The sequence below is a fragment of the Cupriavidus phytohabitans genome (assembly GCF_017815025.1).
GTDB lineage: Bacteria > Pseudomonadota > Gammaproteobacteria > Burkholderiales > Burkholderiaceae > Cupriavidus.
Genome location: NZ_JAGIQB010000132.1, coordinates 1 through 4,682, shown reverse-complemented (window position 1 = coordinate 4,682; position 4,682 = coordinate 1). Strand labels below are relative to the sequence as shown.

At 62.0% G+C, this 4,682-nt stretch carries 4 protein-coding genes and 2 pseudogenes; 2 read left to right on the top strand and 4 right to left on the bottom strand.

All coding sequences use genetic code 11. The features are described from left to right. Positions 1 to 77: 77 nt before the first annotated feature. Together J8I34_RS33340 and J8I34_RS33335 are read right to left on the bottom strand one after the other, a co-directional pair. A pseudogene (locus J8I34_RS33340) lies at positions 78 to 479 on the bottom strand (Bug family tripartite tricarboxylate transporter substrate binding protein); the annotation flags it as partial. Positions 480 to 973: 494 nt separating this feature from the next. Beyond that, entirely contained in the window at positions 974 to 1,966 is a 993-nt protein-coding gene (locus tag J8I34_RS33335; RefSeq protein ID WP_209808457.1) for a Bug family tripartite tricarboxylate transporter substrate binding protein, read from the bottom strand. A 197-nt stretch (positions 1,967 to 2,163) separates the two neighbouring features. On the opposite strand from J8I34_RS33335, the gene J8I34_RS33330 reads away from it, so the two are divergent. Continuing rightward, positions 2,164 to 3,177, top strand: coding sequence for a zinc-dependent alcohol dehydrogenase family protein (locus J8I34_RS33330; protein WP_209777582.1), 1,014 nt, complete (start codon positions 2,164 to 2,166; stop codon positions 3,175 to 3,177). Between the two features lie 67 nt (positions 3,178 to 3,244). Here the strand turns inward: J8I34_RS33330 and J8I34_RS33325 are convergent, their stop codons facing one another. Together J8I34_RS33325 and J8I34_RS33320 are read right to left on the bottom strand one after the other, a co-directional pair. Next, a complete protein-coding gene (locus tag J8I34_RS33325) occupies positions 3,245 to 3,388 on the bottom strand; it encodes a hypothetical protein (RefSeq protein ID WP_209808455.1) in 144 nt (47 codons plus the stop codon). A gap of 97 nt (positions 3,389 to 3,485) precedes the next feature. Further along, positions 3,486 to 4,397: a LysR family transcriptional regulator gene (locus J8I34_RS33320; protein WP_209808453.1), complete on the bottom strand. Its 912-nt coding sequence runs from the start codon at positions 4,395 to 4,397 to the stop codon at positions 3,486 to 3,488. Between the two features lie 181 nt (positions 4,398 to 4,578). Here J8I34_RS33320 and J8I34_RS33315 point away from each other — a divergent pair. Further along, positions 4,579 to 4,682: pseudogene (locus tag J8I34_RS33315) on the top strand (succinate dehydrogenase, cytochrome b556 subunit); the annotation flags it as partial.

Genomic DNA, 4,682 nt, shown 5'->3' with positions numbered 1-4,682 from the left:
CCTTACCTCGAAATTTCCGCGGTCGCAGGCCCCATGCACCGCTGCGGGGACGGTACTACTTCTGTATAAGGAGATGGCACCAACCCCGTGCGGCTGATCTGGGCAAGGGGCTTCAGGTCGGCAAACGGCTTGTAATGGACCTTGTAGGCCAACGGAGCCTCGCTCACGACACCACCCTGGATGACCAGGAGGGTATGACCGTCCTTGCCAGTGGACTGCATGTCGCTGATCGCCAGCGCACCGGCGGCACCAGGCTTGTTCTCGACAATGACCGGCTTGCTCCACGCCTTATGCAGGCCTTCCGCCAGCAGGCGCGCCAGTGCGTCGGCGCTGCCGCCGGCAGGGCCCGCCACCACCAGGCGGACCGGCTTCGTTGGCCAGGCCGGTTGGGCCTGAGCCACGGGCAGCCAGCCGACGACGCCAACGCCGAACGCCAGGGCGTATCCGCGCCACAAAAAGTTGTTGGCCTGTTTCTTCATGTCTGTACCTCTTGATTGCTGCTTTGCGTGTTTGGAAGGCTTCGTCGTTGACGGATTCGAGGGCGCGTCAGGTTCCGTCAATTCTCGGATCGCACCACATCGCCCGGCTTGGCCGATCACGACATGCTTTTACCAATTCGCGCAAACAGAGGGAAAACCCTGTAGAGATACTGCGCTACCCTTCCCGACCGCTCTTGCCGGGCGCTGACAATTCGCGATGGCAATGAGCGGCAGCGGACCCGGATCAACCGGACCCGGCTGCCAATACCGGGGCTATGTGCTGCAGGCCAAACCTGCGTGACGGCTTGCGGTTCCGGAAGGGGAACCGTCACATCACGAAAATGGACGAGCCGGTGGTCTTTCGAGATCCGCCCGGGCGCCATCTTTTGCTTTACCTTGCACGCTCGGACTTTCCAATTTATGACTCTGGCTGCCATCGCACCGGAAAATGGCAGCCACGTCCTGGACAAGCCGCAAGTGGCCGCGACCCCGGCTCATTCGTCGACCTTGATGCCTGCGTCGTTGGCGATCTTCGTCCAGACTTGCAGATCGCTTTGGACGATTTCGCCCAGCTGCGCTGAGGACTTGACCGGAGGCGGCTCGAAGTTCAGCTTCTTCATCAGGGCCACGATCTCCGGCGTCCCCTGCACCTTGTTGACCTCGTCGGCCAGGCGCTTCACGATCGCGGGGCTGGTCCCGGCCGGCGCGAACATGCCGAACCATCCCACCGTATTGAACTTGTAGCCCTGCTCGCTCAGCGTCTTGACGACGGCAAGCTGGGGAGACCGCACGTTGCCCACAATGGCAATGCCACGCACCTTGCCGGAACGCAGGAACGGAACCGCCACGCTGGGGTCGGTCCAGCCGATCTTCAGCACCCCCGAGGAAAGCTCGGTGAGCAGTTGGCCGGATGTCCGATACGCGACGTGTTCGGTCTTCATGCCCGTCTGCTTCTTCAGCCACTCCATGGTCAGGTGCGCGGATGAGCCGGTGGCCCAGCTGCCGTAGCTGTACTTGTCCGGATGCGCCTTCACGAACTGGATGAGTCCGGGCAAGTCGTGCACCGGCAGGTCCGGGCTCACCAGCAGCAGCACGCCCCCCACCGCTGTCTGCGCGATCGGCACGAGGTTCTTTCTTGCGTCCTGGGAAATGGTCTTGATGACAGCCGGCGCCACCACCATGCTCGATGCCGTCGTGTAGAGAATCGTGTAACCATCCGGCGCCGCCTTGAGGACTGCGTTAGTCCCGATCACCCCGCTACCACCAGGACGGTTCTCCACGATCACAGACTGCTTCAGCGACTCGGAAAGGCGCTGGGCCATGGCCCGCGCCAGCGCGTCGGTTCCTGATCCGGCAGATGACGGCACGATCATTTGAATCGGGCGCGCTGGCCAGGCTTCCTGCGCCTGCACCGAGCCTGGCGCGCACAACGTGATGCCTGCCACCGCGCACAACGTGATTGAGAGCAGCTTCTTCAGTGATGACATTGTCGTCCCCATGATTTTTTCGACTATTACCAGCCTGGCCAGGTGCGGCCCGCCTCACCAGGAAATATGCGACGGGCAACTACCCGCTCAGGCTACGGTGAGGCTGATCATAGCAGCCCGAATTTTTCATGTCGACATTAATAAAATCGAAGTGCTAAACTCGAGACGCATCATTTTTCCTCGACCCAGGGAATGCCATGACTGCTGTAAAAGCCATATATCTCGATCCACCGGCCGGTTTCGAGCGCATCATCGTCGGGGAAGCCACGGCCGCCCCTCCGGGACCGGGCGAGATCACCGTCCGCATACATGCCAGCTCACTCAACTATCATGACTATGCCGTGGTGTCAGGCCGTCGGCCCTTGGCGCAAAGGCGCATTCCGATGGCGGACGGTGCCGGGGAAGTCACCGCCATTGGTGCAGGCGTGAAGGCATTCACGGTCGGAGACCACGTCGTCAGCACCTTCTTCCCGACGTGGCATGACGGAGCGCCGTTTCTGTGGGATTTCGCTACCGTCCCCGGGGATGGCGTCGACGGCTTTGCGCGGGAGGCTGTGACGTTGCCCGAAGCGTGCTTCACGCACGCTCCGCACGGCTACAGCCACGCCGAGGCCGCCACGCTGACCACGGCCGGCCTGACTGCCTGGCGGGCATTGTTTGCCGATGGCGGCTTGAAGCCGGGCGAGACCGTGCTGGTACTCGGCACCGGCGGCGTATCAGTCTTTGCACTGCAATTCGCCAAAGCGGCCGGCGCGCGGGTGATCGCCACGTCATCCTCGGACGAGAAGCTCGCCAGGCTGCACAAGCTTGGCGCAGACTGCCTGATCAACTATTGCAACACGACGCAATGGGGCGAAACAGTACGCGAGATGACAGATGGCGTGGGCGTTGACCATGTCATCGAGGTTGGCGGCGCCGCAACCCTGGACCAGTCGATGACGGCAGCCCGTGTCGGCGGACATATCGCCGTGATCGGCTCATTGGGAAACCCGACCGGGCCGGTCACCGTCACCCAGCTTCTGCGCAAGCACCTGCGCCTGACCGGGCTGCTGGTGGGGAGCCGCCGACACCAGCTCGACATGGTGCGTGCCTTGAATACCACCGGCATCCGCCCGGTCATTGATCGGCATTTCCCGCTGGAAGCCATGGCTGACGCGTTTCGCTACCAGGAAGCGAATCAGCACTTCGGCAAGATTGTGCTGGATATCTGATCAACGGCTCCTTGCATCCCCGAGGCGCGGCCGGCAACTTGTCCTGCGCACGCCCGAACGCTGCCCTTCAGCCAAGGCCCTGTTCGATCGCCCCGGCAACCTGCAGGATTCGCGCGTCGGCACCGCTCAAGCCGCCGGCTTCATCGGCCGCATCCACATCGGATGCGACGAACAACAAGCCATGCGGGGGAATGGCCGCAGGATTGTTCATCTGACTCTATCGCCTCTGTTGGGGTGATCGCCGGGATACGGCGGATGAGTCGATGATCGTTGCAGCAGCGAGTCAGGACAAACGGGAAATTTTGGTCTTACCGATCAGTTTTTCTTGTGGCGCCGGCACCGAATCCCTGAGCCTTGTGCAGAAAATTCGCCGTTTTCGCAGGGGTCGCCTCGATCCGCGAGGCGAGTGCCAGGCGGATCGAGACCGGGCTGCCAACGATGTCCTTGTAGACAACACCCTCGACCTGAATCTGGCAGACCGAGGCGGGAACGAGTGAAACGCCGAACTCCGCTGCCACCAGATTCACGACCGAAGAGAGTTGCGGGGCTTCCTGCCCGGCGATGAGATCAAAACCGGCCTGCTTGCAAGCGCCGACAATGACGTCATGCAAGGTCGGACTCGCTTCGCGGGGCAGCAGCACAAAATGGTCTTGCGCCAGGGCGTCGAGGGATATCCGCCGCCGCTTCGCAAGAGGATGCGTTGCAGGTAGCACGACCTTCATCGGCTCCACCGCAATGTGCTGCAGTTGAACGCCCGCCGGCGACTGCCCGCTCAATCGGACAAAGGCCACATCGACCCGGTCATCATTGAGATAGGCGAGGAGTTGTGAGGTATTGCCTTCCGCCAGGGTGAGGACAACATTGGGGTAATCCTGCCGATAGGCCCGGATCAGCCTTGAGACCACGGGGTTGAACGCGGCCGAGCCGGTAAATCCGATGTTGAGCCGTCCGATTTCGCCCCGTCCGGCGCTTTGCGCTTTCTCCACGGCTGTGCGCGTGTCATGGAGGATGCGCCTGGCATCCGTTGCGAACGCCTCGCCCGCTTCGGTCAGGACCACGCCATGCCCGGTGCGGCGAAACAGCTTGACCCCCAGCTCCTCCTCCAGCGCGCGAATCTGCTGGCTGAGCGGCGGCTGCCCGATGCCGAGCTTTTCCGCGGCCCGCGTGACGTTGCGCTCGTCGGCGACGGCGAGGAAGTAGCGAATATGCCGCAGCTCCATGCGATATCTGCCGTTATATATATCAGAAAGATGCGATAGATATTGGACAGTATATCAGCGGGAGGCCAAAATACGCGCGTATCACCCCTTGCCCGGGTTTCACGGTGTCGAAGACTTACGTCAGATCGTGATGCCCGAGGCCAAGGCGGCGGATCATCCCACGACAAGAATCAGCGCCCCCATGGAAAAGCAACTATCCACCAGGCCCGAGTTCCGGAATATCGGTATCTCGCAGATCGCGAAATACCGGTTGCCCTGGGCCGGCAAGGTATCCATCCTGCATCG

Bases quoted from the DNA above. Each gene is read 5' to 3' on its own strand.
- J8I34_RS33335 (WP_209808457.1), bottom strand. From the start codon at position 1,966: ATGTCATCACTGAAGAAGCTGCTCTCAATCACGTTGTGCGCGGTGGCA.
- J8I34_RS33330 (WP_209777582.1), top strand. From the start codon at position 2,164: ATGACTGCTGTAAAAGCCATATATCTCGATCCACCGGCCGGTTTCGAG.
- J8I34_RS33325 (WP_209808455.1), bottom strand. From the start codon at position 3,388: ATGAACAATCCTGCGGCCATTCCCCCGCATGGCTTGTTGTTCGTCGCA.
- J8I34_RS33320 (WP_209808453.1), bottom strand. From the start codon at position 4,397: ATGGAGCTGCGGCATATTCGCTACTTCCTCGCCGTCGCCGACGAGCGC.